The 25045-nt window shown below is 45.5% G+C and carries 26 protein-coding genes and 1 pseudogene; 23 read left to right on the top strand and 4 right to left on the bottom strand.

The genetic code is table 11. The features are described from left to right. Positions 1–7: 7 nt before the first annotated feature. From HWQ40_RS01080 to HWQ40_RS01045, 8 genes are all read left to right on the top strand, one after another. The gene (locus HWQ40_RS01080; protein ID WP_292774469.1) at positions 8–637 is read left to right on the top strand and encodes a response regulator transcription factor; all 630 of its coding nucleotides are present in this window, start codon (positions 8–10) and stop codon (positions 635–637) included. A gap of 267 nt (positions 638–904) precedes the next feature. Further along, positions 905–1462 (top strand): DsbA family protein, encoded by a 558-nt coding sequence (locus HWQ40_RS01075; protein WP_292774467.1) that lies wholly within the window; start codon positions 905–907, stop codon positions 1460–1462. A gap of 73 nt (positions 1463–1535) precedes the next feature. Continuing rightward, entirely contained in the window at positions 1536–1973 is a 438-nt protein-coding gene (locus HWQ40_RS01070) for a cupin domain-containing protein (protein ID WP_292774465.1), read from the top strand. 717 nt (positions 1974–2690) lie between these two features. Further along, positions 2691–3443: a glucose 1-dehydrogenase gene (locus HWQ40_RS01065; RefSeq protein WP_292774463.1), complete on the top strand. Its 753-nt coding sequence runs from the start codon at positions 2691–2693 to the stop codon at positions 3441–3443. 200 nt (positions 3444–3643) lie between these two features. Then, positions 3644–4192, top strand: a complete 549-nt coding sequence (dps, locus tag HWQ40_RS01060; RefSeq protein ID WP_292774460.1) for a DNA starvation/stationary phase protection protein Dps — start codon at positions 3644–3646, stop codon at positions 4190–4192. A 10-nt stretch (positions 4193–4202) separates the two neighbouring features. Continuing rightward, complete coding sequence (locus tag HWQ40_RS01055; protein ID WP_292774458.1) at positions 4203–5045, top strand: alpha/beta hydrolase; 843 nt, start codon at positions 4203–4205, stop codon at positions 5043–5045. A gap of 70 nt (positions 5046–5115) precedes the next feature. Then, complete coding sequence (locus HWQ40_RS01050) at positions 5116–6018, top strand: alpha/beta hydrolase (protein ID WP_292774457.1); 903 nt, start codon at positions 5116–5118, stop codon at positions 6016–6018. 180 nt (positions 6019–6198) lie between these two features. Continuing rightward, positions 6199–7194, top strand: a complete 996-nt coding sequence (locus HWQ40_RS01045; protein ID WP_292774455.1) for an alpha/beta hydrolase — start codon at positions 6199–6201, stop codon at positions 7192–7194. 91 nt (positions 7195–7285) lie between these two features. On the opposite strand, the gene HWQ40_RS01040 is transcribed toward HWQ40_RS01045, so the two are convergent. Continuing rightward, positions 7286–7441: a hypothetical protein gene (locus HWQ40_RS01040; protein WP_292774453.1), complete on the bottom strand. Its 156-nt coding sequence runs from the start codon at positions 7439–7441 to the stop codon at positions 7286–7288. Positions 7442–7542: 101 nt separating this feature from the next. Between HWQ40_RS01040 and HWQ40_RS01035 the strand changes: the two genes are divergently transcribed. The 15 genes and pseudogenes from HWQ40_RS01035 (at position 7543) to HWQ40_RS00965 (ending at position 21080) form a co-directional block, all read left to right on the top strand. Beyond that, complete coding sequence (locus tag HWQ40_RS01035) at positions 7543–7953, top strand: DUF6130 family protein (RefSeq protein WP_292774451.1); 411 nt, start codon at positions 7543–7545, stop codon at positions 7951–7953. Continuing rightward, entirely contained in the window at positions 7950–8048 is a 99-nt protein-coding gene (locus HWQ40_RS01030) for an SDR family NAD(P)-dependent oxidoreductase (protein WP_292774448.1), read from the top strand. Before HWQ40_RS01035 ends, HWQ40_RS01030 begins: the two co-directional genes overlap by 4 nt. Positions 8049–8086: 38 nt before the next feature. Next, the gene (locus HWQ40_RS01025) at positions 8087–8719 is read left to right on the top strand and encodes an SDR family oxidoreductase (RefSeq protein ID WP_292774446.1); all 633 of its coding nucleotides are present in this window, start codon (positions 8087–8089) and stop codon (positions 8717–8719) included. 124 nt (positions 8720–8843) lie between these two features. Next, a pseudogene (locus HWQ40_RS01020) lies at positions 8844–9347 on the top strand (nuclear transport factor 2 family protein). A gap of 56 nt (positions 9348–9403) precedes the next feature. Next, positions 9404–9793, top strand: a complete 390-nt coding sequence (locus tag HWQ40_RS01015; protein ID WP_292774444.1) for a DUF302 domain-containing protein — start codon at positions 9404–9406, stop codon at positions 9791–9793. A gap of 7 nt (positions 9794–9800) precedes the next feature. Then, complete coding sequence (locus tag HWQ40_RS01010) at positions 9801–10121, top strand: MOSC domain-containing protein (RefSeq protein WP_366933877.1); 321 nt, start codon at positions 9801–9803, stop codon at positions 10119–10121. A gap of 158 nt (positions 10122–10279) precedes the next feature. After that, positions 10280–10996, top strand: coding sequence for a dienelactone hydrolase family protein (locus HWQ40_RS01005; RefSeq protein ID WP_292774442.1), 717 nt, complete (start codon positions 10280–10282; stop codon positions 10994–10996). Next, on the top strand, positions 10983–11792 hold the full coding sequence (locus HWQ40_RS01000) for a cysteine hydrolase (protein WP_292774440.1): 810 nt from the start codon (positions 10983–10985) through the stop codon (positions 11790–11792). Before HWQ40_RS01005 ends, HWQ40_RS01000 begins: the two co-directional genes overlap by 14 nt. Positions 11793–11820: 28 nt before the next feature. Then, the gene (locus HWQ40_RS00995) at positions 11821–12186 is read left to right on the top strand and encodes a hypothetical protein (protein WP_292774438.1); all 366 of its coding nucleotides are present in this window, start codon (positions 11821–11823) and stop codon (positions 12184–12186) included. 316 nt (positions 12187–12502) lie between these two features. Then, positions 12503–13969, top strand: a complete 1467-nt coding sequence (locus HWQ40_RS00990; RefSeq protein WP_292774435.1) for a mercuric reductase — start codon at positions 12503–12505, stop codon at positions 13967–13969. Positions 13970–14024: 55 nt separating this feature from the next. Then, entirely contained in the window at positions 14025–14825 is an 801-nt protein-coding gene (locus HWQ40_RS00985) for a glutathione S-transferase family protein (protein ID WP_292774433.1), read from the top strand. Between the two features lie 199 nt (positions 14826–15024). After that, positions 15025–15807 carry a glucose 1-dehydrogenase gene (locus HWQ40_RS00980; RefSeq protein ID WP_292774430.1) on the top strand — a complete coding sequence of 261 codons (783 nt, stop codon included), beginning with the start codon at positions 15025–15027 and terminating at the stop codon, positions 15805–15807. 215 nt (positions 15808–16022) lie between these two features. Next, the gene (locus HWQ40_RS00975; RefSeq protein ID WP_292774428.1) at positions 16023–18698 is read left to right on the top strand and encodes a glucosidase; all 2676 of its coding nucleotides are present in this window, start codon (positions 16023–16025) and stop codon (positions 18696–18698) included. Beyond that, the gene (locus HWQ40_RS00970; protein ID WP_292774426.1) at positions 18685–19515 is read left to right on the top strand and encodes an aquaporin; all 831 of its coding nucleotides are present in this window, start codon (positions 18685–18687) and stop codon (positions 19513–19515) included. The genes HWQ40_RS00975 and HWQ40_RS00970 overlap by 14 nt, the downstream gene beginning before the upstream one ends. Continuing rightward, positions 19512–21080, top strand: a complete 1569-nt coding sequence (locus tag HWQ40_RS00965) for a GMC family oxidoreductase (RefSeq protein WP_292774424.1) — start codon at positions 19512–19514, stop codon at positions 21078–21080. The genes HWQ40_RS00970 and HWQ40_RS00965 overlap by 4 nt, the downstream gene beginning before the upstream one ends. 173 nt (positions 21081–21253) lie before the next feature. Here the strand turns inward: HWQ40_RS00965 and HWQ40_RS00960 are convergent, their stop codons facing one another. The 3 genes from HWQ40_RS00960 to HWQ40_RS00950 form a co-directional block, all read right to left on the bottom strand. Further along, positions 21254–22471, bottom strand: a complete 1218-nt coding sequence (locus tag HWQ40_RS00960) for an ABC transporter permease (RefSeq protein WP_292774422.1) — start codon at positions 22469–22471, stop codon at positions 21254–21256. A gap of 19 nt (positions 22472–22490) precedes the next feature. After that, positions 22491–23960, bottom strand: coding sequence for an efflux RND transporter periplasmic adaptor subunit (locus HWQ40_RS00955; RefSeq protein ID WP_292774420.1), 1470 nt, complete (start codon positions 23958–23960; stop codon positions 22491–22493). A gap of 627 nt (positions 23961–24587) precedes the next feature. Continuing rightward, entirely contained in the window at positions 24588–25043 is a 456-nt protein-coding gene (locus HWQ40_RS00950) for a response regulator (protein ID WP_292774418.1), read from the bottom strand. Between the last annotated feature and the right edge of the window lie 2 nt (positions 25044–25045).

Below are 25045 nucleotides of genomic sequence, written 5' to 3'. Positions count from 1 at the left end.
AATAATTATGAGCCAATCAACGAATATTCGGGTTCTAATTGTTGACGATCATTCCATTGTCAGGCAAGGATTGACAACCATCATTAACCGTGACCCAGAGATGACGGTGATTGCTCAAGCAGAAGATGGACAACAGGCGATCGCTCTCTTTCGTGAATACCAACCAGATGTAACGCTAATGGATTTACGAATGCCCCAGATGGCAGGAGTTGAAGCCATTACTGCTATTTGTGCTGAATTTAAAGCTGCTCGAATTGTTGTGCTGACAACCTACGATGGTGATGAAGATATCTATCGTGGTTTACAGGCAGGCGCTAAAGGATATTTGCTCAAAGATGCTAAACCCAACGAACTTCTGAGTGCCATTCGCACAATTCATCTTGGTCAGCAGTATATTCCACCAGCCGTGGGGGCAAAACTGGTGCAGAGGATGAGCAATCCAGAACTGAGTGAGCGAGAACTAGATGTACTCCGTTTAATGGCGCAAGGAATGAGTAATTTAGAAATTAGCACTACTTTGAGTATCGGTGAAAGCACCGTCAAATCTCACGTTAATCGAATTTTAAGTAAGTTGGGAGTGAACGATCGCACTCAAGCCGTGATTATTGCTGTTAAACGAGGGATTGTCAATTTGTAAGGAAGTTGTACTAAAGTTCAAATTTAGATTCCAACTTTAGTTGGAACCAACCTTAGATTTTGAGATGGACTGATTTATCAATCACTCTATTGAGCAAAAATTCCAACTTTTAGGGGACGACAAGTTAGAGTTAATTGCATATATTTAATTCAGGCAAACATTGATAGCAATTTAGTTGCAAGATATAAGTTTACTTTACACAAAGAAAGTAGAAAGAGGGTTGTATGTTCAGCGCTGGCGACGAGCATACAACCGTCGGAGGTATCAGTGAGTTTTGACCGTGACCGCAGTTTGTTATTCCTCCCACCTTCAACACAAGATCACATAAAAGGTGTGCTGAATGCGATCGCAGTGCTGGTGATGTATGGGGACTATGAATGTTCTCAAAGTGCGGACGCTTACAGGCTGATTAAAGTCATTGGGCGACAGCTTAGTGTTTCTTTGGGGGAGAATTATTTGTGTTTCATCTTCCGTCATTTTCCACAGATAGAGATTCATTCTCATGCTCAACGTGCGGCTGAAGCGGCTGAAGCGGCTGCTGTCCAAGGTCAATTTTGGCCAATGCATGAAATGCTGTTCAGCCATCAACAAGAGTTGGGAAACGGCTATCTGGTGGAGTATGCTAATAATCTAGGACTTGATATTTCCCAATTTCTCCAAGATATATCTAAAAAAGTCTACATCGATCGCATCAATGAAGATATTGAAAGTGGAATATACAGTGGAGTAACGGCTACTCCAGCACTGTTTATTAATGGAATTCGGTATAGCGATCGCTGGAAAATTGAGCAGTTGATGGCAGCTATTATCACTGCAAGTCATTAAGTTTCTTCGTTCTTAACCACACAACTAAAATTACAGCTTATTACGCAAGCAATTAATCAACAGGAGCAATTTCATGGTACAATCTCTCTGGCTTTTTGGCACTCGCCTCAACATCGTTGCCGATCACACCACTACAGGAGGTCAGTACGATCTGATCGAAGGCTACTTCCCACCTGGCACACAGACTCCTCCCCATCGCCACACGCGCTATTCCGAACAACTCTACGTGCTAGAAGGGGAGTTCACGGTCTGGTCAGGTGAGAACAAGGTTGTATTGAATGCTGGTGAAAGCTTCCTGATTCCTGCTGGCACACCCCACGTAGTCGCTGCGCTCAGCGATCAGCCAGCTCGCGGGTTGGTCGTTGCTGCACCAAGTGGCTTTGCTCGGCTAGTCGCAGCAGTTGGTACACAGGATGAGACAGAAGCACCGGACATGGCGCTGTTCGATCGCATTTCCACCGAGATCGGCGACGAAATTCTGGGGCCGCCCGGAGCTTTACCCTCGGCATGAGGTGATGTTGGCTCAAGGACAGCAAGATCGCTGCGAGGGAAACTTTCCTCTCTGAAGTTGATGGCATGAATGCCTTGTTTGTCTAAAGCTAATAAGCTAATCGTCATTCATTTTTCCAGATTGATTCGCTTGTAGTAAGGGCTTCAGCCCTGGTTTTATGCAACTTAAATGCTCATTAGCTTAGTTAGCAGAAGTCACTGGTTATATCCATCACCGAAAGCCTTGAGAATTTCACCACCATAATCAATCAACCACTCCGATAAGTACTCACTCTGAGGACGAATCGTGGAGTTGCATATTTGTCTCTATTGCTGCCAGAAAGCTAGACCATGAGAAAATCACGTCTAAAGCCTACTGTATTGAAAGACTATCGCATCACAATTCCTGCTTCCTTTTTCAGCATGATTCTGGGTTTAGTGGGATTGGGTAGTTGCTTCCCTGCGCTTAGTTGAACGTGGCATGACCGGAGTAATGGAAAAGCTGGCAGTGCTGCTAAGTAGTTAGTGCAAATATCGTGATTGGCAGTATTGCTCTGGGAACAGTACGACTGTTGCTGCGAGGGAAACTACTACCATTGCCTGTGATAGGCGATCGCAGTAAATAAGCAATATCATTCAGCGATTTTTATAGTTTCTCATAGAACAAGACAGATTGCGTAATTGTCTAGTGCATTGAAGGCAAACATCAATACAAAATTCACACAAACGGAGAAATTTTATGGCGGGTAAACTTACAGGTAAGATCGGATTAGTCACAGGTGGTAGCAGTGGAATCGGACTCGCTACAGCCCAACGCTTTGTACAAGAGGGGGCTTACGTCTTTATCACTGGTCGTCGTCAAAACGAACTTGATGCTGCGGTGAAGAAGATTGGAGAAAACGTGACTGCTGTTCAGGCTGATGCATCGAATCTCGCAGATATCGATCGTCTTTACACTACGATTAAGCAGGAGAAAGGACACCTCGATATCCTCTTCGCTAACGCTGGAGGCGGCGAACTTGTCCCACTCGGCTCGATTACCGAGGAGCATTTCGATAAAACCTTTAATACCAATGTCAAGGGTTTACTCTTCACCGTACAAAAAGCACTGCCGTTGATGCCAGAGGGTTCATCCATCGTCCTCAATGCTTCGACCACTTCCATTCAAGGCACTCCAGCGTTCAGCGTTTACAGCGCGACCAAAGCTGCTGTGCGCTCCTTTGCCCGTAACTGGACACTCGACCTCAAAGAGCGCAAGATTCGCGTCAATGCCATCAGCCCCGGTGTGGTTCCGACTCCTGGCTACAATCTCATAGGATTGAGTGAGGAACAGGTGCAGGGATTTGTGGCCAGCCAGGTTGACACTATCCCCCTTGGGCGGGTGGGTACACCGGACGAAATCGCTAAGGCTGTTGTTTTCCTTGCCTCGGATGATAGCAGCTTTGTAAACGGCATTGAACTGTTCGTCGATGGTGGTATGGCACAAGTTTGAATGTGCTTGCGGAGGACTCCATACGTAGTTTTTCCCTAAACGTTTACTGATTAGACATCTAAAGAATTGGCGTAGGGACAATACCCTGCCTTAAGCCGCTCCGCGTCTACATGAATTGTCCCTACAAAGGGTTTCAGGTAATGCATATTTAATTTTCACTCCTATGTCTATTACAAAACAACATCTTGGGAGTAGGACTTATGACTGCAACAACTAAACAGAATGACACTAAATCGTTCGTTTACTCAACCCGAATTGATATTCCTGTAGAAATCCGATCGCAAGTAAATACCTTACTTAATCAAAGCTTGGCAACTGCGATCGACTTGAAGACCCAGATCAAATATGCTCACTGGAATGTCAAAGGTAAAGATTTTTACCAACTGCATCTACTGTTTGATGAAATTGCTTCCGAAGTTGAAGAATTTATTGATTTGATTGCCGAACGGATCGCAACATTGGGGGGAAAAGCACTGGGAACCGCCCGGATTGCTGCTAAAGAATCGGAACTGCCTGAGTATCCCTTCGATGCTGTTGATGGCACAGATCATGTCATCGCACTTGGCGATCGCTTGGCAATTTACGCCAAATCCCTCCGTAAAAACATTGAAAAAACAAATAATTTGGGTGATATGGATACCAATGATCTCTTTATTGAGATTTCACGGGCGATAGACAAGCGGTTGTGGTTTTTAGAAGCCCATCTGCAAACCTCATTTCAGAACCAGGATCATTCAGACCAAACGTGAGGAGTGATTGATGAAGAATAACTTATTTACACGCCGAAAATTATTAAATGTAGGGATTTTAGTAGGTTTAGGTTTGACTACTGCCCCGATGATCGCACTTGCAAAGCCTAAAAAGGATTTACATCAAACGAAGGAAACTAAGGTGGTTGCTAACAATATCGTGCTGGTGCATGGAGCCTTTGCGGACGGCTCAAGTTGGAGCAAGGTGATCCCGCTACTGCAAGATAAAGGTCTTCGCGTCACGGCAGTGCAGATTCCGCTCACTTCTCTTGCAGATGATGTTGCCGTAGTAAAGCAAGTTCTTGCCGCTCAAACCGGTTCCATAATTCTCGTCGGTCATTCCTATGGAGGTGCAGTCATTACAGAAGCAGCAGCTAATGCAGCAAATGTTGTGGGATTGGTCTACATTGCAGGTCATGCACCCGATAAAGGAGAAAGCCTCAGTGACTTAAATAAACGTTTTCCCACCCCACCTGGTTCTTCCCATATCCATTCTATTTATAATAATAAGTTCCTTCAGGTTGATCCTGATACCTTTCAAGAGGTATTTGCTCAGGATGTTGACGCCGTTGAAGCACGCGTGATGGCTGCTGTGCAGAAGCCGATCGCCATCAAGAACTTTAGCGAGAAAGTGAGCCAAGCAGCCTGGAAGTCCAAGCGATCGTGGTATCTGGTATCTGCCAACGATCGCATGATTTCACCAGAACTAGAGCGTTTTATGGCAAAGCGGATCGGGGCAACCGTCATTTCGTTACCATCAAGCCATGTCTCAATGGTTTCCCATCCAACTGAAGTAGCAAATCTGATTATTGAAGCTGCAAAGGCAGAGGAGCCTCAAGCTAAAGTTCATTAACCTTAATTGGCATTGCAACGAGATGCGCGACGTGAAAGTTGTGCTTAGAAGTACTCTATATAACCTTACAATGAATAAAGTCATAACCACATTTCGCACGGTTTCGATCGATGGTTTGGATATCTTTTATCGAGAAGCTGGCTCTGGCAGTAATCCGACAATTCTACTGTTGCACGGCTTCCCGACCTCATCTCACATGTTCCGCAATCTGATATCTGCGCTTGGCGATCGCTTCCATCTGGTTGCACCTGATTATCCGGGTTACGGCAACAGTTCGATGCCAACTGTGAATGAGTTTAATTACACATTTGATCGCCTAGCCGAGATCGTGGAGAAATTTATTACTGCGATCGATCTCAAGAAATATAGCCTTTACGTGATGGATTATGGCGCTCCCATTGGCTATCGAATTGCAGTTAAATATCCAGAGCGAGTGGAAGCGCTGATTGTCCAAAACGGGAATGCCTACGAGGAAGGTCTGCGCGAATTTTGGAACCCAATCAAGGCTTACTGGCAAGACCGTTCTCCTGAGAATGCTGACAAGCTCAGACACCTTTTCACACTGGAAGCAACTAAGTGGCAATATACCAACGGCGTTCAAAATCCTGAAGCAATCAGCCCTGATACCTGGAACATGGATCAACCCTTGCTTGATCGCCCAGGAAATGTTGAGATTCAACTGGCCCTGTTTTATAGCTATGGCACAAATCCACCGTTGTACCCACAATGGCAGGAGTATTTCCGCAAATATCAACCACCTACCCTGATTGTTTGGGGTAAGAATGACTACATCTTCCCTGCCGAAGGGGCTTATCCCTATCAGCGCGACCTGAAAAACGTTGAGTTGCATTTACTCGATACCGGACATTTTGCCCTGGAAGAAGAAGGAGATGCGATCGCAGACCATATCCGTCGCTTCATTACAACTCACGTTGTGAAGGAGGACATCATCCCAGTCCCCAGTAGGAATTAACAATTCAAAATTCAAAATTCAAAATTCAAAATTCAAAAATAATCTCCGATGGGAAGCGATGTCGATAGTAACTGATTATCATTCCACGATCATTGCTCATCAATTCCCACTGTCAAGTTAACTGGCTTGACAGTGCCACTTCAAAAGATTATCCACCATCTATAAATCCAAGGAGGATTTATGATTAATCAAGCAAACTCGCAAGCAGTGAAAGTTTTGGAAGTTGCAGAAGATCCGCGTCTTTCCAGGGAAGTGAAGGCGTTTTTGAAATTACTGAATTCTGGTGGTGCGCCTTTAGAGACATTACCTCCACTCGAAGCGCGTCAAGTCCTAGTGAATGCACAGGCTGACGTTAAAGTAGACCTTTCAGGCATTGATGAGTCTGAAAAGACGATTACCGTTGACGGGTATTCGATCACGCTAAACATTGTGCGACCTGAGGGTGTCAAAGACACATTGCCTGTTTTCATCTTTATTCATGGTGGCGGTTGGGTGCTGGGCGATTATCCAACGCACAAACGCATGGTTCGCGATCTCGTCGTGCTTTCAGGTTTTGCGGCTGTCTTTGTCAACTACACTCGAACTCCAGATGCTCAGTATCCGCAGGCTGTCAATGAGATATATGCCGCTACCAAATGGGTAGCCGAGCATGGTGAGGAGATTAATGTTGATGGCAAAAATCTGGCAGTAGTCGGAAACAGTGTCGGCGGTAACATGACGGCTGTAACCACTTTGATGGCGAAAGCGAAAGGCGGTCCGCAGATTAAGTTGCAAATCCTGATGTGGCCGATCGTAGACGCTAATTTTGAAACGGATTCTTATCAACAATTTGGCAAGAAACGTTTCTTGACCACATCTTTGATGAAGTGGATGTATGACCTCTATACGACAGACCTGGAAAAACGCAAAGAAATTTATGCCTCTCCGCTACAGGCTACTGTTGAGCAATTGAAAGGATTGCCTCCGGCGTTAATTCAGGTTGCAGAAAGTGATATCTTGCGTGATGAAGGCGAGGCGTATGGACGCAAGCTAGATGAAGCCGGGGTAAAAGTGACAACCGTGCGTTACAACGGCATGATTCATGACTTCGGACTGCTGAATGGTTTAGCTGAGGTTCCGGCAGTTCGTTCTCTTTTTGTCCAGGCAGCCGCCGAACTGAAGAAATATCTGCAATAGGAAACAATCGTTTCTTTTACCGCAGTTGCAATTAAGCCTCGTTCTTGTCACACTTTGGCGATCGTTACGCCATCGCGGGCACTGCTCTGACTTATCCAATCTTCATTGGCTTCTTGGGGTCAGGTGTTGACTGGCGCGATCGCTTCAAGCCCTGGACTTGAGCATCTCCACTGACTTTGAGGCAAATGGTGGTTCCAAAGTCTCTCCCTGGGAACGATAGCCGCAAGAAGCCTAAGCAAGATATCATGCCAGGACTGCAACCCATCCCTGTCTAATGAGTGCAAATCTGTCCACGGATGAAGTTGTAAAAGTAATGAAGTAACGTCAACAACCATAGGACTCACCATCATGAAAAAACTAGACGGAGAAATTGCAGTCCAAAGCGCCAAGGACATTCGCGGCCCATCACCATTGATTGCTATCGAAAACGAAGCACCAGCGAAGCTGATTGTCGATCCACCGCTTCCCGAACCACTGTCCCAGGGCCGCGTCTTTATCCAGTACCGAACGGAGAACCTGCGCGTGTTGCCGGTGTTCGGCAAGGGTGCTCTCGAAGTATCGCCGCGCATCGGTCATATCCACATTACCGTTGACGACGCACCGTGGCACTTTGTCGATGCCAGTGGGGAAACGATCATCCTGGTCGGACTTGAACCTGGCGTGCACAAGGTGCTGATCGAACTAGCTGACCCCATGCACAAAGTAATCACCAGCGAAACTGTAGAGTTCACGCTGCCAGATATTAAGAAATCATCATGAAAAAACTAGAAGGAAAAATCGCAGTTGTAACGGGAGCATCTAAAGGAATTGGTGCTTCAATTGCCAAACATCTGGCAGCCGAAGGTCAGCCGTAGTCGTCAATTACGCCTCTAGTAAAGAAGCAGCCGATCGCGTGGTTGATGAAATTACCAGCGCAGGTGGGAAGGCGATGTCTCCGACGGGCTTCGCCTACGCAGTACAGGCAAATGTTACCAAAAAAGCAGAGGTCGAACGTCTTTTTGTCAAGACAGAGCAGACATTTGGCAGGCTCGACATCTTGGTGAATAATGCCGGAATTTATGAATATCTGCCGCTCGAAGACATCACAGAAGAGCATTTCCACAAACAGTTCGATCTCAATGTACTGGGATTAATCCTTACCTCCCAACAAGGAGCAAAGTACTTTGGCTCGGCGGGCGGCAGTATTATCAACATTAGTTCAATCGCCAGTACCGCCACACCCGCGACCGGCTCGGTATATAACGCCACCAAAGCAGCTGTCGATGCCATAACAAAGTCGCTCGCCAAAGAACTGGGTTCACGCCAGATCCGTGTTAACTCGATCAATCCTGGCATGGTAGAAACAGAGGGACTGCAAGCATTGGGAGTTCTCGAAAGCGATTTTCGCAGACAGGTTGAAGCGCAAACTCCCCTTGGTCGCATCGGGCAGGTGCAGGACATTGCACCTGCTGCCGTCTTCTTCGCGTCCTCCGACTCAGCCTGGATCACCGGAGAAACGCTGCACATCGCGGGTGGTATTCATTGAGCTGTATCAAACTGCTTTTGAGGTAATTCGGTCGGCACGGATTTAATTACAATTCAATCATGCTGAAGCGTTGGCGTTCGCGGAGCGTCTCGGAACGAGAATCGCCATTTTACACTGCCATACTATGACCAAACCCGAAAATCCTCGACTACCCCTGCCGCCTTTCAATAATGAATCCGCCATCCAAAAAGTCCGAATCGCAGAGGATGCTTGGAACACACCTAACCCTGAACTAGTAGCACTTGCTTACACGTCGGATAGTGTTTGGCGCAACCGTTCAGAATTTCTATGTGGTCGTGAGGCGATCGTTCAGTTGTTGACACGTAAGTGGCTTAAAGAATTGGAATACCGGCTGATCAAAGAGCTTTGGGCTTTTCAAGACAACCGAATTGCTGTCCGATTTGCTTAGGAATGGCATGATGATTCCGGCAACTGGTTCCATTCTTACGGCAATGAGAATTGGGAATTCGATGAATATGGATTCATGCGATGGCATATTGCCAGCATCAACGACCTGCCAATTCAGGAAAGCGATTCTTCGAAGGAGACGCTACGCGATCGCAAATACCACTGGATACTGGGTCGTCGTCCTGACGATCATCCCGGATTGTCCGACCTCAATCTTTGAAAAGCCGAAGCAACGACCATATTACCCAGTTTTTATCCTGCAAGGAGTCCACTGCTATGAATGCAAACAACGGCATCATCAACCAGATCAGCCCGTATGCAGTGACTGAAACTATCGATCGCTTTGCAGCCATCCTTCAAGCAAAAGGCATCACCGTTTTTGCCCGCATCGATCAACAGGCTGAAGCCGAAAAAGTCGGACTTAGCCTACCTCCGACGCAATTGTTGCTGTTTGGCAACCCGAAAGCCGGAACTCCCCTCATGGTGGCAGAACCAACGATCGCCCTGGATTTACCCCTGAAAGTACTGGCATGGGAAGCGACTGACGGCAAGGTGTGGGTAAGTTATAACGATCCCAATTACTTAAAACAGCGATTTTCTCTCTCCGATGAGTTGGTGAAGAACATCGCTATCATTGCACCTTTAATCCATCAAGCACTCCTTTAATTAACTTATTTGTTGCTTCCATATCGGCACTGTAAAACTGATGGTGATACAACCTCGCCTACCCTGTTACAAACCTGGGATTCGGTTTGGACGACCTGATATCATTAAACGATTTCTTGCAAGTCGTCGAACCGGATTTTACTTTCGTGTTTTGCAAGAGGGCGAAGTTGGAGCCGGAGACACTTTAGAGTTGGTGAGCCGGGATGACAACAATATTACTGTTGCTAATATCACTCAGCTTTATACTCGTGAGCATGTTCGTTTCAGGGAGATCCAAAAAATAAAATTCCCAAATGTTGCTTTCGCCGCAAGGGGCGAAAGCACTTAACTCAGTTTTGTCAAAAATATTATTAATACGGCTGGGGATTTTATTCCTGGCAAGTGCCTCAACCAGGCTAATGGCTCTAGCGATCTGTTCATACTTGCATTCAGCAACACTGTTTAATTTGGTCAAAGTCTAAATAGCAAATTATTAAAAAGGACACCATGACAACTCAAAATGTAACCATTTCAGCCTTGTCCGGGGGCAGTTTTAGCGCCTATCTAGCAGCACCCAATACTCAGCCTTATGCAGGGATTGTGCTGATTCAAGAAATTCTTGGGGTAAATACTAATATGCGTCAAATTGCCGATGATTATGCTAAGGCAGGCTATTTGGTGCTTGTGCCAGATTTGTATTGGCGACTGGAACCCGGTGTGCAACTTGATGCTGACGATAAGGAGCAGTGGGCTAAAGCTTTTGAGTTACTCCAAGCATTTGATGTGGATAGCGGCATAGAAGACCTAAAGGCAAGTCTGTCTTTTCTGCGGCAGTATCCCAGCAGCACAGGCAAGGTCGGTAGTGTGGGCTTTTGTTTGGGCGGCAAACTGGCATATTTTATGGCAACACGTACTGATGCAGATGCCAACGTTAGTTACTACGGTGTTGACATTGACAAGAATTTAGCAGAGGCGACAAAAATTCAGAAACCGCTGATATTGCATATGGATGAAAATGACGAGTTTGTGTCACCAAGTGCTCAAGCATCCATTCAGCAGGGACTGAAAGACAACCCCCTGGTAACAATCTATCGCTATGAAGGAGTGAGTCATGGGTTTAGTCGCGTGGGTAGTTCCGCTTATCGTAAAGAAGCCGCAGAATTAGCGCGCGATCGCACTTTGGCGTTTTTGAAACAGCATTTAGGCAGTGGTGTCAAAGTCTGAAATAGGGCGATTACTGACCGATAATTCGCCCACCGCGATCGCTCTGGCAACCAAGTATTCTGATTCTGAATCACTGGGAAAACACTGCATATCGCGGGTGGTTTTTAAGAAAGAGAACGGTGAAAATCAACAAGCAAGGAGAAAACCCATGAACATCAACAAGAATGACACCGCAGTAGTCGTCATCGATCCGCAAAACGATGTCTTGAGCGAAAAAGGGGTTTCCTGGGATTTGGTGGGTGAGAGTGTTAAGGATAACAAGACCGTCGAGAACATCGAGCGAATCTTCAAAGCCGCAAAGCAGAATGGATTTGAAGTTTTTATCTCCCCTCACTATTACTACCCCACCGACCATAATTGGAAATTTGCCGGAAACTTAGAGCAAATGATGCTTGAGGTTAAGGAGTTTGATCGCCGTGGCGCGTTGAGCCTCGATGGATTCCTGGGATCGGGTGCTGACTGGCTCGCTCGCTACAAGCCCTTCATTGAGGATGGCAAGACGATTGTGGCCAGTCCCCACAAAGTCTATGGGCCGCAAACCAACGACCTCGTTTTGCAACTGCGTAAACGCAACATCAGCAAAGTCATTCTACTCGGAATGTTGGCAAATCTTTGTGTTGAAGCTCACCTACGCGAATTGCTCGAACAGGGATTCCAGGTCGTTGTCGTCAAGGATGCAACAGCAGCCCCTCGGCATCCGGAACTGGGCGACGGCTACAAGGCAGCACTGATCAACTTTGGGTATATCGCTAATGCAGTTCTTTCTACAGATGAAGTTGTAGCAGGAATGGAGTAATGTCAAACTCATCAACTTTACAACACTCATGAAAACATCCGCGTTACTCCTAGCTCTGCCAATCAGTATCTTAGCTAATTTTTCCTTACCTGCTTCTGCTGACTCTACTGCTGGCATCCTTCTGAGTACGAAATGCCAGGGCGGCTACAACATCAATATTTGGCAGAATCATACTTCCGGTGAACTGCTCTATCGCGCGACCAATGCCAACGGTAATTTAAGTTTGGGCAAAGGAACTACCCAAGCGACAGAAGGTGTTCGAGTGTATAAGTTTCGGAATGGAATTTATGAATATTGGGTGTGGGATGGCACGTTAGATAACCCGCAGTCTGGAACTTTAGAGGTGTATAAAAACAAGCGTATCTTGATGAAGCAAGCTTGTAGAAAAAGTTGAATCTTCTAGCGGGTGTTATGATGCACTTTTTGGAAACCCAGCTAGTGCTTCGCCACACAAACTTTGCGTGGTGGCAAGCAGAGGGGCAGAGGTGCGGAGGGGCAGGGGGGAAAGAACTTGTACAAATCTCTCCTCTGCTCCCCTGTTCCTCTGCCGACTTCCACCCAGCAATTTGGGGTTGGCGAACTACTAGGGCAAGCATCTTGAGTTACGCTCGCTAAATACGTTATCGCTAAAACCCTCTTAGTCAGCCAGTTTTTTCTGAAATTCATAACACCTTCTAGAAATCGTATTCACCTTATCAAACTCAAAGGATATGGAAGTGGACACTCAACACTATGACGATATTATTATCGGCGGTGGCAAAGCGGGTAAAACACTAGCACCAGCGCTAGTTGCTGACGGACGTAAAACCGCTCTAATTGAACGCAGCTTAAACATGATTGGTGGAGGGTGCATCAATATCGCCTGTATTCCTACTAAAACTATGGTGGCGAGTGCCAATGTAGCAAACACAGTGCGAAACAGTGCCCCTTATGGGGTTAAAACCAACACACCTACCGTTAATTTAGCAGAGGTGATCCAACGAAAACGATCGGTTGTGCAATCTGCGCGTGAAATGAATTTGCACAATCTAGAAACGGCTCTCGATAACAACTTGATCATTGGCGAAGCAAGGTTTGTTGCTCCCAAAACGATCGCAGTAACGACGACTGAGGGGAACAATCGCTTACTTACCGCCGAACGCTTATTTATTAATACAGGCACACGACCGTTAATTCCATCCATTCCCGGACTCACAGAAGTTGAGTTTTTAACGAGTGAGTCGATTATGGAGCTAGAATACTTGCCTGAACACCTGATCGTTCTCGGTAGTGGCTATATTGGTTTAGAGTTTGCCCAGATGTTTCGGCGCTTTGGCTCTCGCGTTACTGTCATTGGACAAAGTGAGCAAATCCTGTCACAGCAAGATCCAGATATAGCGATCGCCGTTCAAACACTGCTAGAACAAGATGGTATTGAATTCTTATTAAAAGCGAAGGTGTTGAGGGTCGTTCGCGTTGGCGGAGCCTCTCGCAGAGAAGCGTCTCCTGTGGAGAATCGCACTGGTAATGAAACCATTCTGCAAATCCAAGTTGCCGATCGCTCCTTCAGCCTCCAGGGGTCGCATTTGCTCGTCGCCGTTGGTCGTGCGCCCAACACCGAGAGCTTAAATTTAGCTGCTGCTGGTGTGGCAACTGATACACGCGGATTTATTCAAGTCAACGATCGCCTGGAGACGAACATTCCGGGGATTTGGGCGTTAGGCGATATCAACGGTGGCCCGCAATACACCCATATATCGCTCGACGATTATCGCATTATCAAAGCTAATTTAATTGATGGGGGCGATCGCAGTACAGGCGTAGACGCGGAGCGGCTTGTCGTCAGACATCGCTTAGTGCCATCCTGTTTGTTCATCGATCCAGAACTGGCTCATGTGGGTTTGACTGAAACTGAAGCACAGCAACAAGGATATGCCATCCGCGTGGCGAAAGTCGATGCGTCAGCCGTTCCCAGAGCAAAAACGCTCGGTCAAACCGATGGACTGCTGAAAGCGATTGTAGATACCGAGACAGGTCGTATTCTAGGGTGTTCTCTATTGTGTCATGAAGCGGGTGAGGTGATTTCGACGGTGCAGATGGTGATGCAAGCTCAGATGCCTTACACCGTTCTGCGCGATGGCGTTTTGACTCATCCCACGATGACCGAAGGGTTAAATATATTGTTTTCCAAGTTGTAAGGAGACAGCAAGCGCAGATCCAAGGACTTACCAACTACCAATGAGGAGTTGAATTATGCAGGCTAATTCCCAGGAAAAATCTACGCGCCTGATCGCTTTTGCGGTCAGTCATTACTGTGAAAAAGTACGATGGGCATTAGAACGGCAAAGTATTCCTTTCATCGAAGAGCGTCATGTGCCGGGTTTTCATTGGCTTTTTACTCTTCCGAACGGGGGAAAATCAGTGCCATTATTATTAACTAAAGCTGGTATATTTACTGATTCTACAGGTATCCTGCACTATCTTGATGTGATCGCTCCAACTAGTCAGAGACTTTACCCTGCTGATCCTGAATTACGCCGCGAAGTGGAAACCCTGGAAGATTTATTCGACACTATTCTCGGAGTATCCGTTAGACGTTGGGCTTACTTTTACCTGCTTAACAACTACAAGCTCATGCAGAAGTTGTTGTGTGACGGTGTACCAGCGGTTGAAAGCATATTGTTTCCAATTGTCTTCTCACAGGTGCGCTTTATTACCAGGAAAGATTACAACATTACGGCAGAGTCAGCTGCGGATTCGCTCAATCAAATTAAGGGACTGTTTGAGAAGGTAAATAATCTGCTTGCTGATGGACGTTCCTACTTGGTTGGGAATTCCTTCTCAGCAGCAGACCTTACCTTTGCTTGTCTGGTTGCTCCCATACTTATACCACCAGAATATGGTGGAAAAACAGCAGCTTTAGATGAATTACCAGATGAAATGGCTGTAGTACATCATGAGCTACGGAATACTCTTGCTGGGGCATTTGCATTGCGTTTATTTCGTGAGGAAAGGCGAAATGGTTTTCGCTTAACTAACTTGGTTCAAGGATGAAGGTGAACATGGATACTGAGACAGATCGGATTCTATAGTGTTGTATCATATCCAGTGAAAGACTTATTCATACCACAGTAGGCAGAGAGCCAGGGAGAAAAGAGTTTTAGATTTTTGCATAGATATATCGAACGATCGTTAATTAACTGGACTTGATGTAACAGAGCGCTTTCAATACTAAAGTCATTGGAACAGGTATATGAAACTAAAAGATAAAATTGCACTGGTTACAGGCAGTAGTCAAGGGATAGGACAGGCGATCGCAATTCGTCTAGCAGAGGAAGGAGCAAGTATTGTTATCAACTATCGCTCTCATCCTGAAGGTGCGGAAGAAACCTTGTCGAAAGTAAAGGCAGCTGGTGGTCAGTGCCATATAGTAGATGGGTTCACAATTCAAGGAGATACAGGTAAGGTTGCCGATGTGCAGCGCATGATTGCAGACAGTATTTCCCACTTTGGCAAGCTAGATATCTTAGTTAACAATGCAGGAATAGAAAAAAACGCCGATTTTTGGGATGTGACTGAAGCCGATTACGATGCTGTGATGAATGTGAATCTCAAGGGAATATTCTTTGCCACACAAGCATTTGTGCAGCACCTACTAAAAACAAAGCAACCTGGCAAGATTATTAATATTAGTTCTGTACATGAAGAATTGCCTTTTCCACACTTTGCTGCTTACTGTGCTAGCAAAGGTGGCTTGAAAATGCTCACCCGTAATTTAGCTGTGGAACTGGCTCCTCATGGCATTAATATTAATAATGTTGCGCCAGGAGCAATTGAAACTCCTATTAATACTAAACTTTTAAACGATCCACAGAAGTTAGGGGCGCTCCTGAAAAACATTCCCTTGGGACGATTAGGACAACCAGGAGATGTTGCGTCTATAGTGGCATTTCTTGCATCTTCTGAGTCAGATTATGTAACAGGTACAACATTTTTTGTTGACGGTGGATTGCTCTGGAATTATCAAGAGCAATAGAGAGGGGCATTGGGCATGGGGCATGGGGCATGGGGCATTGGTCATAGGAGTGGAGTTCAAAGACTCATTAATGGAGTTAAAAGCCTCATTAATGGAGTTCAAAGACTCATTAATGGAGTTCAAAGACTCATTAATGGAGTTCAAAGCTTCATTCCCCATTCCCAATTCCCATTTTGAATTTTAAATTTTAAATTTTGAATTCGGAGCGAAGCGACGTGACTCCAGAAGAAGTAAGATTGCAGCAGGATCAAGAACGTGTTGCCTACTGGAAACGCTGGGGGCCTTATCTCAGCGATCGCCAATGGGGAACGGTGCGGGAGGATTACAGCCACGACGGTTCTGCTTGGGATTATTTTCCTCACGATCATGCCCGATCGCGTGTTTATCGTTGGGGTGAAGATGGTATTGCTGGTATTTCTGATAGTCGGCAGCGTTTGTGTTTTGCGATCGCTCTGTGGAATGGCAACGATCCCATTCTCAAAGAACGACTGTTTGGACTAACCGGCACAGAAGGTAATCACGGTGAAGATGTTAAAGAGTATTACTTTTATCTTGACAATACGCCCACCCATTCCTACATGAAATGCTTGTACAAGTATCCCCAACAAGCATTTCCCTACACGCAACTGGTAGAAGAAAATCGCCGCAGAAGCAAATTTGAGCCGGAGTTTGAGCTACTTGATACGGGCATCTTTGCTGACAACCGTTATTTTGATGTTTTTATCGAGTATGCCAAAGCCGCACCGGAAGATATTTTAATTCAAATTGCGATCGCTAATCGCAGTTCAGAAGTCAGCACACTCCACCTACTGCCAACACTCTGGTTTCGTAATATCTGGGCTTGGAATCCCGAAATTGAGAAACCTTTTATGAAAGTAGTTAGCTCAAATTCCAACTTCAGTTTAATTGAAGCCGAGCATTCTAACCTGGGAACTCGTTGGCTTTACTGCCAAGGAGATACAGAACTTCTTTTTACCGACAACGAAACGAATTACGAACGATTATTTGGTTACAACAATGACTCACCTTATGTCAAAGATGGCATTAATGAGTATGTGGTGAATGGGAAAACAGCAGCCGTCAATTTTAAACGTATAGGCACAAAGTTTTCTTCTCACTACAAATTAACCATCAATCCAGGTGAAACTAAAGTTGTGCGCTTGCGGTTAAGTGATGTGCAAACACTGACAGATCCTTTTGGCAAAGATTTTGACACAATTTTCCAGACACGCATTGCCGAAGCTGATGAATTTTATCAGGGCATCTGTCCTTTCCCAACGTCAGAAGATGAGCGCAATATTCAGCGCCAGGCCTTTGCCGGCTTGCTATGGAGCAAGCAGTATTATAACTATGTCGTTCATGACTGGCTCAAGGGCGATCCCCAACAGCCGCCACCTCCACCGGAACGACAGGCTGGACGCAACCATGAGTGGATTTCTCTTTTCAGTGAAGATATCCTCTCGATGCCAGACAAATGGGAATACCCTTGGTTTGCTGCTTGGGATCTAGCCTTTCACCTGATTCCCTTAGCTGTCATCGATCCAAATTTTGCTAAGTTGCAGCTAGACCGCCTGACACGGGAATGGTATATGCAGCCCAATGGTCAATTACCTGCTTACGAATGGGCATTTGGTGATGTTAATCCCCCCGTGCAAGCATGGGCAGCTTTGCGCGTTTATCAAATCGAGCAGAAGTCTTACAAAAAAGCCGATCGCGCTTTTCTGGAAAAGGTCTTTCATAAGCTGCTGCTGAATTTTACTTGGTGGGTAAATCGCAAAGATGTAGAAGGTAAGAACGTCTTTCAGGGCGGGTTTTTGGGACTGGACAACATAGGGGTATTTGACCGCAGCAAGGAACTACCTACAGGCGGACATTTCAATCAAGCAGATGGTACAAGCTGGATGGGAATGTACTGTTTAAATATGCTAGCGATCGCACTGGAACTCGCCAAGGAAGATTCTACCTACGAAGACATTGCCAGCAAGTTCTTCGAGCATTTTCTCTACATTGCCGATGCCATTGACGGTATTGGGAATGCAGATATTTCGCTATGGAATGAAGAAGACGGCTTTTACTACGATGCGCTGCATTTACCCGATGGCCGGCAATTTCCGGTGAAAGTGCGCTCAATGGTTGGGTTAATTCCCCTCTACGCTGTCACAGTTTTGGAATTAGAAACTTTACAGCGTTTTCCCGGCTTCAAGCGTCGGATGGAATGGTTCATTCGCAATCGCCCAGATTTAAAAGATAATGTCGCCTGTATGGAAACACCGGGGGTAGGTGCGAGAAGACTGTTAGCGATCGCTTACAAGACAAAGTTACAACGTATTCTGCAACGGATGCTGGATGAGAATGAATTCTTGAGTGATTACGGAATTCGCGCCATCTCCAAGCATCACCTCAAAGATCCTTATATATTAAATCAAGGCGAACATGATTACTGCGTTCGTTACGAACCTGCCGAATCTACCACAGATTTGTTTGGTGGTAACTCTAACTGGCGTGGCCCGATTTGGTTCCCGGTAAACTACTTAATTATTGAAGCACTCTGGAAGTTTCATGATTACTTCGGAGATAGCTTGAAGGTGGAATATCCCACAGGTTCCGGGCAAGAAATGACATTACGGGAAGTAGCGATCGCCCTTTCTCATCGCTTAGTTGCGATTTTTGAGCAAGATCCTGTCGGTCGTCGTCCGGTATATGGCGGTCTGGAAATATTTCAATCCGATCCCCATTGGCGCAATTATATTTTGTTCCATGAATACTTTCATGGAGATAATGGGGCGGGTATTGGAGCTAGTCATCAAACAGGTTGGACAGGATTAGTCGCCGCGCTAATTCTCCAAAATGCTGAACACCGAGCGCAAGAGCAGCAGCATGGAAACATTTAGAAAACATTTACCAGAATACTTAATGGAAGCAGCAGAACTGGGATTATTTATGATTGCTGCGGGAGTATTTACCTGTGTGTTTCAGTATCCTGGTTCTCCAATTCATCAAGCAATTCCCAATGGCGATTTGCGTCGGTTTTTAATTGGTGTGGTCATGGGGATAACGGCAATTACCCTGATTTATTCGCCTTGGGGCAAGCAATCGGGCGCACACATGAATCCTGCTGTCACGCTCACATTCTATCGTCTGGGAAAAGTCAAACGTCAGGATGCTATTTTTTACATTCTGTTTCAGTGTTTGGGCGGTTTGTTTGGGGTTTATTTGGTGGCATTATTGCTGGGTAAGGTGTTCACCAAAGTGCCTGTGAACTATATCGTCACCATCCCAGGAACATCAGGGTGGGTTATAGCTTTATTGGGCGAGCTAATCATTGCATTTGTGATGATGATGACCGTGCTGCTAAGTAGTAACAACCAGAAACTCAATCGCTTTACAGGGCTATTTGCCGGATTTCTGGTAATGCTTTACGTTTTTTTTGAAGCTCCTCTATCTGGCTTTGGCATGAATCCTGCCCGCAGTCTGGCTTCTGCTTTCCCTGCCCACATTTGGACAGCATTTTGGTTATATGTAATTGTGCCACCTGCGGGGATGTTGCTGGCATCAGGAGTATATCAATATCTATTTGGTAAACGCGCCGTCAAGTGTGCCAAATTGCATCACAACAATCATAAACGCTGTATTTTTCGCTGTGACTACAATCGTCACGGCAAAATCGATTTGAGTGACTCTCTGCCAATTCCAGGAGAACAATCATGACAACGAACACTCATTATGATGCGATTATCATCGGCACTGGGGCGGGTGGTGGCACTTTAGCCTATCATCTTGCACCCAGTGGCAAGAAAATTTTAATTTTGGAACGGGGTAAATTTTTACCGCGAGAAAAGGAAAATTGGAGTGCGCTGGAAGTTTATCAAAAAGAACGATATCACACTCCAGAGCAGTGGTATGACGTAAATCATAAACCCTTCCGTCCAGCAACGAACTACTGGGTTGGTGGTAATACCAAAGTTTATGGTGCAGCTTTGTTGCGATTACGGGAACGCGATTTTGAGCGAGTGGAACACAAGGACGGTATTTCACCAGAATGGCCATTAAAATACCGCGACTTTGAACCGTACTACACTCAAGCAGAGCAGCTTTATGATGTCCACGGTCAAGGGGGTATCGATCCCACCGAGGCAGCTAGGAGTTCACCTTATCCTTATCCTCCCGTACACCATGAACCCCGAATGCAGGAACTTGTTAACAGTCTGAGGGAAGCTGGTTTGCATCCCTTTAATCTGCCGTTGGGATTGAAACTTAATGAAGTAGATAAGAGCCTGGGAAACTGTATTCGTTGTAATACCTGCGATGGCTTTCCTTGTTTAACTCAAGGTAAAGCTGATGCTGAAATTAACTGTATTCAACACATTCGCCATTATGAAAACATCACTTTACTGACTGAAGCCAAAGTCACACGGTTACATACAAGTTCCTCTGGTCGAGAAGTCACCCGCGTAGAAGCTGAGATTGACGGCGAAACTCAGTTTTTTACAGGCGATATTGTTGTAGTTGCTTGCGGCGCGATTAACTCAGCAGCATTGTTATTGCGATCGCACAATCACCAACATCCCAACGGATTAGCAAACAGTTCCGATCGGGTGGGGCGCAACCTGATGAAACATGTTTGCATGGCAATGGTGCAACTCAACACAAAACTCAATCTTTCTGTTTATCAAAAGACGATCGCCATTAGTGATTTTTATTGGGGCGAATCCGATTTTCCCTACCCAATGGGCTTGGTACAAAATACTGGCAACGTATTGGCAGATATGCTACCCGCCGAGGTTCCTGCACTGATGGCTCCACTATTAAGACTACGACCAGGAGCAGAACTGAAAACAGTTGCCGATCATACAGTTGGCTGGTGGTTACAAACAGAAGATTTACCCGATTCTGAGAATCGCGTGCGGGTGGAAGAAGAGCGCCTTTACTTAAACTATAAACCCAACAACTTAGAAGCAAGCGATCGCCTAGCTAAACGCTGGGTAACTGTTCTCAAGCAGGTTGATCGGGCAGAACACTGTATTCCATTTAGTCTCTATCCCCGCAACATGATGCCGCTGCAATCGGTTGGTCATCAATGCGGTACTTGTCTTTTTGGAGAAGACCCAACAACCTCCGTACTCGATCTCAATTGCCGTACCCATGACGTGGATAATCTCTATGTTGTCGATGGCAGCTTCTTTCCATCCAGTTCCGCCGTCAATCCGACGCTGACCATTATCGCTAATTCATTGCGAGTTGGCGATCGTTTACTAGAGCGCTTAAAGGGTTAGCTGTTGTCCAGTGATAGATGACGCAGCAAACCAGAGCAACGCTTACACTGTATTCATTTTGAATTTTGTTAGCGCAGCGTTAGCGAGTCTGCGTACTCTTACAGAGAAGCAACCTACGCTTTTAGCGTCTCGTAGAGAGCGTCATTTTGAATTTTGAATTCCGCCTTCCGGTACTAGGCACTTCTCAAAGCCACAATGGGGTCGAGTTTAGCAGCGCGACGTGCAGGAACAACGCCAAAGAATAAACCAATTCCTCCAGAGACACCAACTGCCATAGTAATCGCTACAGGAGAAAGACTCGCTTCTAAAGGAGTCAAGGCTCCCACTAATAGGATGCCACTGACACCAACCGCAGTCCCAACTAAGCCGCCAGCTGCGGAAACTATCACTGCTTCAATGATGAACTGTAGCAAAATATCTTGCTCAGTTGCCCCGATCGCTTTTCGCAATCCGATTTCTTGGGTGCGTTCGGTGACGGAGACTAGCATAATATTCATAATGCCAATGCCACCGACAAACAGGGATATGCCTGCGATCGCAGCTAGCATAATTGTCAATGCACCTGTAATTTGACCGACAGTTTGCAAAGCATCTTTTTGGCTGCGAAGAGTAAAATCATCTTCACCATTAATTTTGTGTCGTAGACGCAGCAAATTAGTAATTTGAAATTCTGCTGCATCCACACTCTCTGAATCACGAGCAGCAGCAACGAGATAATCTAAGGCGATACCATAAGGAGAATTTTTGCCCACAAGTCGGTTTGCTGATGTGGTAATTGGTATTAAGGCAGCATCATCATAATCTGCTCCCACGCTGGAACCTTTGGCTATTAACGTCCCAATTACTTGAAAGCTGGTATTTCCGACTCGCAATTGCTGGCCTACAGGATTACTATTACCGAATAGTTTTTCTGTTAAGTCTCCACCCAGCACTACCACTTGGTTACTTCGCTTGATGTCTACCTCAGAGAAAAACCTGCCTTTAGCAGTTTCAAAATCCCGCACAGATAGAAAACTGGGAGTTGTACCAATGATATTGACATCGGTGTTTCTGTTGCGGTATGTAACTACCTGTCTTCTGTTTAACTCTGGTGCAACTCCTACTACTGTTGGTACTTGAGAAGCGATCGCATCCGCATCTTGCAACACCAGAGTTTTTGGCACTTCAAAGGAGATACGCTGAGTTTCTCGATTACCTGGCAGTACAAATAGCACATTTGGCCCTAGTGACTCCAGCTGTTTATTAACGTATTTTTGCCCACCTTCGCCAATGCCAATCATAGCAATCACCGAAGCGTTACCAATAACTATACCTAACATCGTCAGGGCGCTACGCAGCTTATTTGACAGCAGGGTTTTCCCCGCCATGTTCATGCTTTCGAGGAAATTCATATCTTAATATAATTACGAATTACGAATTATTTTGTTCTTTTGCCTTCTCGATTTTGTAGTCTTTGGGTGGGTTAACAAAAATGCGATCGCCTTCTTTAACTCCCTCTAAAATCTGAGTTTGTTCTTGAATTTGTGCCCCAACTGTAACTTCGCGGAACTGGGGTTTATTCTTTGCATCTGGTACAAGTACGCCAGTTTTACCCTTTTCAGTGACGATTGACACCGTTGGTAATACCAAGGCATTATTAACGCGATCGCCTAAAAAAGTCAGATCCACATTTAAGCCAGAACGCAGTTTATCTATACCAGTATCGAGAGCAACCCGCACCTGGAAGGATGTCACACCTTGTTCCACCACTGCTTCGGGAGCAATCAGGCGCACATGACCTTTAAAAACTTGATCGGGATAGGCATCGGCGACAATTTCCACCTGCTGTCCCTGTTTTATTCTGCCAAGATCGGCTTCGGGAACTTGAGCTAATATTTCTAAACCGCGTGCTACAGCCACAATTGAACTGGAAGTCGCCGATGCACTAGTAGATGCAGAAGTTGTGGGTGTGACAAACGCGCCTGGTTCGGCATACTTTTGGGTAACAATTCCCGACAGAGGAGCGCGAATAATAGTATCTTCCAACTGCACTTGTACACCCTTTAACTGAGCCTCAGCAGATGCAACAGCGGCTTGACGCTGGGCAATTTCCTCAGAACGAGTGCCATCTTCTAAGAGTACCAATGCTGCCCGTGCTTCGTTAACAGCGGCTTGGCGTTGGTCAATTTCCTCATTCCGAGTACCACTTTGGACTAAGGAAAATCGTTTTTTAGCTTCTTCTAAATTGGCTCTAGCACTTTTGTCGTCGCTGATGGCTTGATCGAGTAATTGTTTTTTCTCTGCTCCTTCTTTATATAGATATTGGTAACGCTTTACCTGTTCACTGGTGTAATTCACCCTTGCTTGAGCCGCATCTACTTGAGATTGAGATTGAGCAATCTCTTGGGGACGATTACCAGCCTTAGCCGCGGCTAATTGAGCTTGAGATTGTGCTAATCGCGCCCTAGCTTGAGCGATTTCTTGAGGACGACTACCAGCAAGGGCTTCGGCTAGCTGTGCTTGACTTTGGGCTAAGTTAGCCCGGTACTGGCTCCTTTGAGCCTCAATACCGGCACTATCCATGCGGGCGAGAATTTGCCCTTGTTGAATGCGATCGCCTTGTTCCACGTATAATTGCGATAGCACTCCAGGGTTCTTGGGACTAATATTTACGCTCTGAACTGGCACGACTTTGCCACTAGCTGTAATCCGCAACGTGACGTTTTGTGCTCCAACTGGCACAGTTAGTTGAGCAATATCTTCTTTGTTTGTCCCTTGATTTACCAAGGTGTAAGTTGTGATAGTACCCACAACCAAAGCACTCCCTGCCATCAGCCCTATCAGCCAGCGCAATGGATACTTAACTTTGCCAATAACTGGAATTTCTATGTACGTAGCCATATTATAGAAGCCTGTAAATCTTGCTGTATAAGAATATTTTTTAGTTAGAGGACAAGTGGAGAATACGGAGTTGTTAAAGCTTTGGGATTAAATTTTTATGAGTCAATTAACAACTAGACGCATAATAAGCTTCACAGTTGCTTAATCTTCCTTAATACTAGGCATTCGTATTTCTGTATGTCTTCACCTGAAAGGGTGACTTTAGCCACAGCATATTAGTGCAATCCTGAACTATTCGTGAGAAACAAGATCCCCGACTTTTTTGAGAAGCTGGAAATCTACGGCTGGCAATTCTCACAAATCAGATAAAATTGCTATAGTGCGATCGCGCTTTAGTTGCTCTGTATCCTTTGCGTCCAACTCTTACGAGACGCTGCGCGAATGCGGTTCGTTTTTCTTTCTTGTACTTAAATATGGTTTAGCGCATCTTCATACAGAATTGGTATGAGGTGGATGAATAAGTATATTTGTAATTTTTGTGGGCACAGCTTATCATTCACTCAAACCTATGTGTTTACATTGTAGGCTGTTCTAACCTACAGTTGTACCCTGAACAAGGGTTTTAGCTATGCAGTCTAGAAATTTATTTCAGGGCGCTTAAACAACGCAGATACTTCAACTTACCTACTAGTCTGCAACTAGTAGCTCAGTGCAAAAATTTTCCACCACTTTTTCCTCTACTTGATTCACAATCATAGAAACAAATTCGTCAAGGTCGAATGGCTTAAGTAAATATTCTTCAAACTCTACATCTGGAATGTGGTCACAAGTACCTGTGGTAGATGTTGAAGTTACAATGATTGGGATATGCTTACCATTGTCTGCCTCTATAGCATTCAATGTATTTAGCAATGTATAAATACTTTCACCTAAAAATCTAATTTCACAGACAATGACGTTGGGCGTGAACCAACTCAGGATTTCTAAAGCTTCTTTTACAGAACCAGCGGTAATCACATTTGCGCCCAGGTCTTTGAGTAAAAAAGCATACAAATCTCTACTATCGCGATCATTGTCTACAACGAGTACTTGTACACCTTTGAGTATCCCAACTGCCAAGCAAAAGTCATTGATTAAATTCATAA

Source organism: Nostoc sp. NMS9 (genome assembly GCF_017114995.1).
GTDB lineage: Bacteria > Cyanobacteriota > Cyanobacteriia > Cyanobacteriales > Nostocaceae > Nostoc.
Note: the sequence above shows the minus strand (reverse complement) of the source record. Positions and strands in the feature narration are given on the sequence as shown.

Excerpts from the sequence above, each read along its gene's own strand:
- HWQ40_RS00980 (WP_292774430.1), top strand. The coding sequence starts at position 15,025 with ATGAAACTAAAAGATAAAATTGCACTGGTTACAGGCAGTAGTCAAGGG.
- HWQ40_RS01035 (WP_292774451.1), top strand. The coding sequence starts at position 7,543 with ATGAAAAAACTAGACGGAGAAATTGCAGTCCAAAGCGCCAAGGACATT.
- HWQ40_RS01080 (WP_292774469.1), top strand. The coding sequence starts at position 8 with ATGAGCCAATCAACGAATATTCGGGTTCTAATTGTTGACGATCATTCC.
- HWQ40_RS01070 (WP_292774465.1), top strand. The coding sequence starts at position 1,536 with ATGGTACAATCTCTCTGGCTTTTTGGCACTCGCCTCAACATCGTTGCC.
- HWQ40_RS00985 (WP_292774433.1), top strand. The coding sequence starts at position 14,025 with ATGCAGGCTAATTCCCAGGAAAAATCTACGCGCCTGATCGCTTTTGCG.
- HWQ40_RS00990 (WP_292774435.1), top strand. The coding sequence starts at position 12,503 with ATGGAAGTGGACACTCAACACTATGACGATATTATTATCGGCGGTGGC.
- dps (WP_292774460.1), top strand. The coding sequence starts at position 3,644 with ATGACTGCAACAACTAAACAGAATGACACTAAATCGTTCGTTTACTCA.
- HWQ40_RS01030 (WP_292774448.1), top strand. The coding sequence starts at position 7,950 with ATGAAAAAACTAGAAGGAAAAATCGCAGTTGTAACGGGAGCATCTAAA.
- HWQ40_RS01055 (WP_292774458.1), top strand. The coding sequence starts at position 4,203 with ATGAAGAATAACTTATTTACACGCCGAAAATTATTAAATGTAGGGATT.
- HWQ40_RS01050 (WP_292774457.1), top strand. The coding sequence starts at position 5,116 with ATGAATAAAGTCATAACCACATTTCGCACGGTTTCGATCGATGGTTTG.
- HWQ40_RS01015 (WP_292774444.1), top strand. The coding sequence starts at position 9,404 with ATGAATGCAAACAACGGCATCATCAACCAGATCAGCCCGTATGCAGTG.
- HWQ40_RS01040 (WP_292774453.1), bottom strand. The coding sequence starts at position 7,441 with ATGATATCTTGCTTAGGCTTCTTGCGGCTATCGTTCCCAGGGAGAGAC.
- HWQ40_RS01005 (WP_292774442.1), top strand. The coding sequence starts at position 10,280 with ATGACAACTCAAAATGTAACCATTTCAGCCTTGTCCGGGGGCAGTTTT.
- HWQ40_RS00960 (WP_292774422.1), bottom strand. The coding sequence starts at position 22,471 with ATGAATTTCCTCGAAAGCATGAACATGGCGGGGAAAACCCTGCTGTCA.
- HWQ40_RS00995 (WP_292774438.1), top strand. The coding sequence starts at position 11,821 with ATGAAAACATCCGCGTTACTCCTAGCTCTGCCAATCAGTATCTTAGCT.
- HWQ40_RS01065 (WP_292774463.1), top strand. The coding sequence starts at position 2,691 with ATGGCGGGTAAACTTACAGGTAAGATCGGATTAGTCACAGGTGGTAGC.
- HWQ40_RS00970 (WP_292774426.1), top strand. The coding sequence starts at position 18,685 with ATGGAAACATTTAGAAAACATTTACCAGAATACTTAATGGAAGCAGCA.
- HWQ40_RS00965 (WP_292774424.1), top strand. The coding sequence starts at position 19,512 with ATGACAACGAACACTCATTATGATGCGATTATCATCGGCACTGGGGCG.
- HWQ40_RS00955 (WP_292774420.1), bottom strand. The coding sequence starts at position 23,960 with ATGGCTACGTACATAGAAATTCCAGTTATTGGCAAAGTTAAGTATCCA.
- HWQ40_RS01045 (WP_292774455.1), top strand. The coding sequence starts at position 6,199 with ATGATTAATCAAGCAAACTCGCAAGCAGTGAAAGTTTTGGAAGTTGCA.
- HWQ40_RS00950 (WP_292774418.1), bottom strand. The coding sequence starts at position 25,043 with ATGAATTTAATCAATGACTTTTGCTTGGCAGTTGGGATACTCAAAGGT.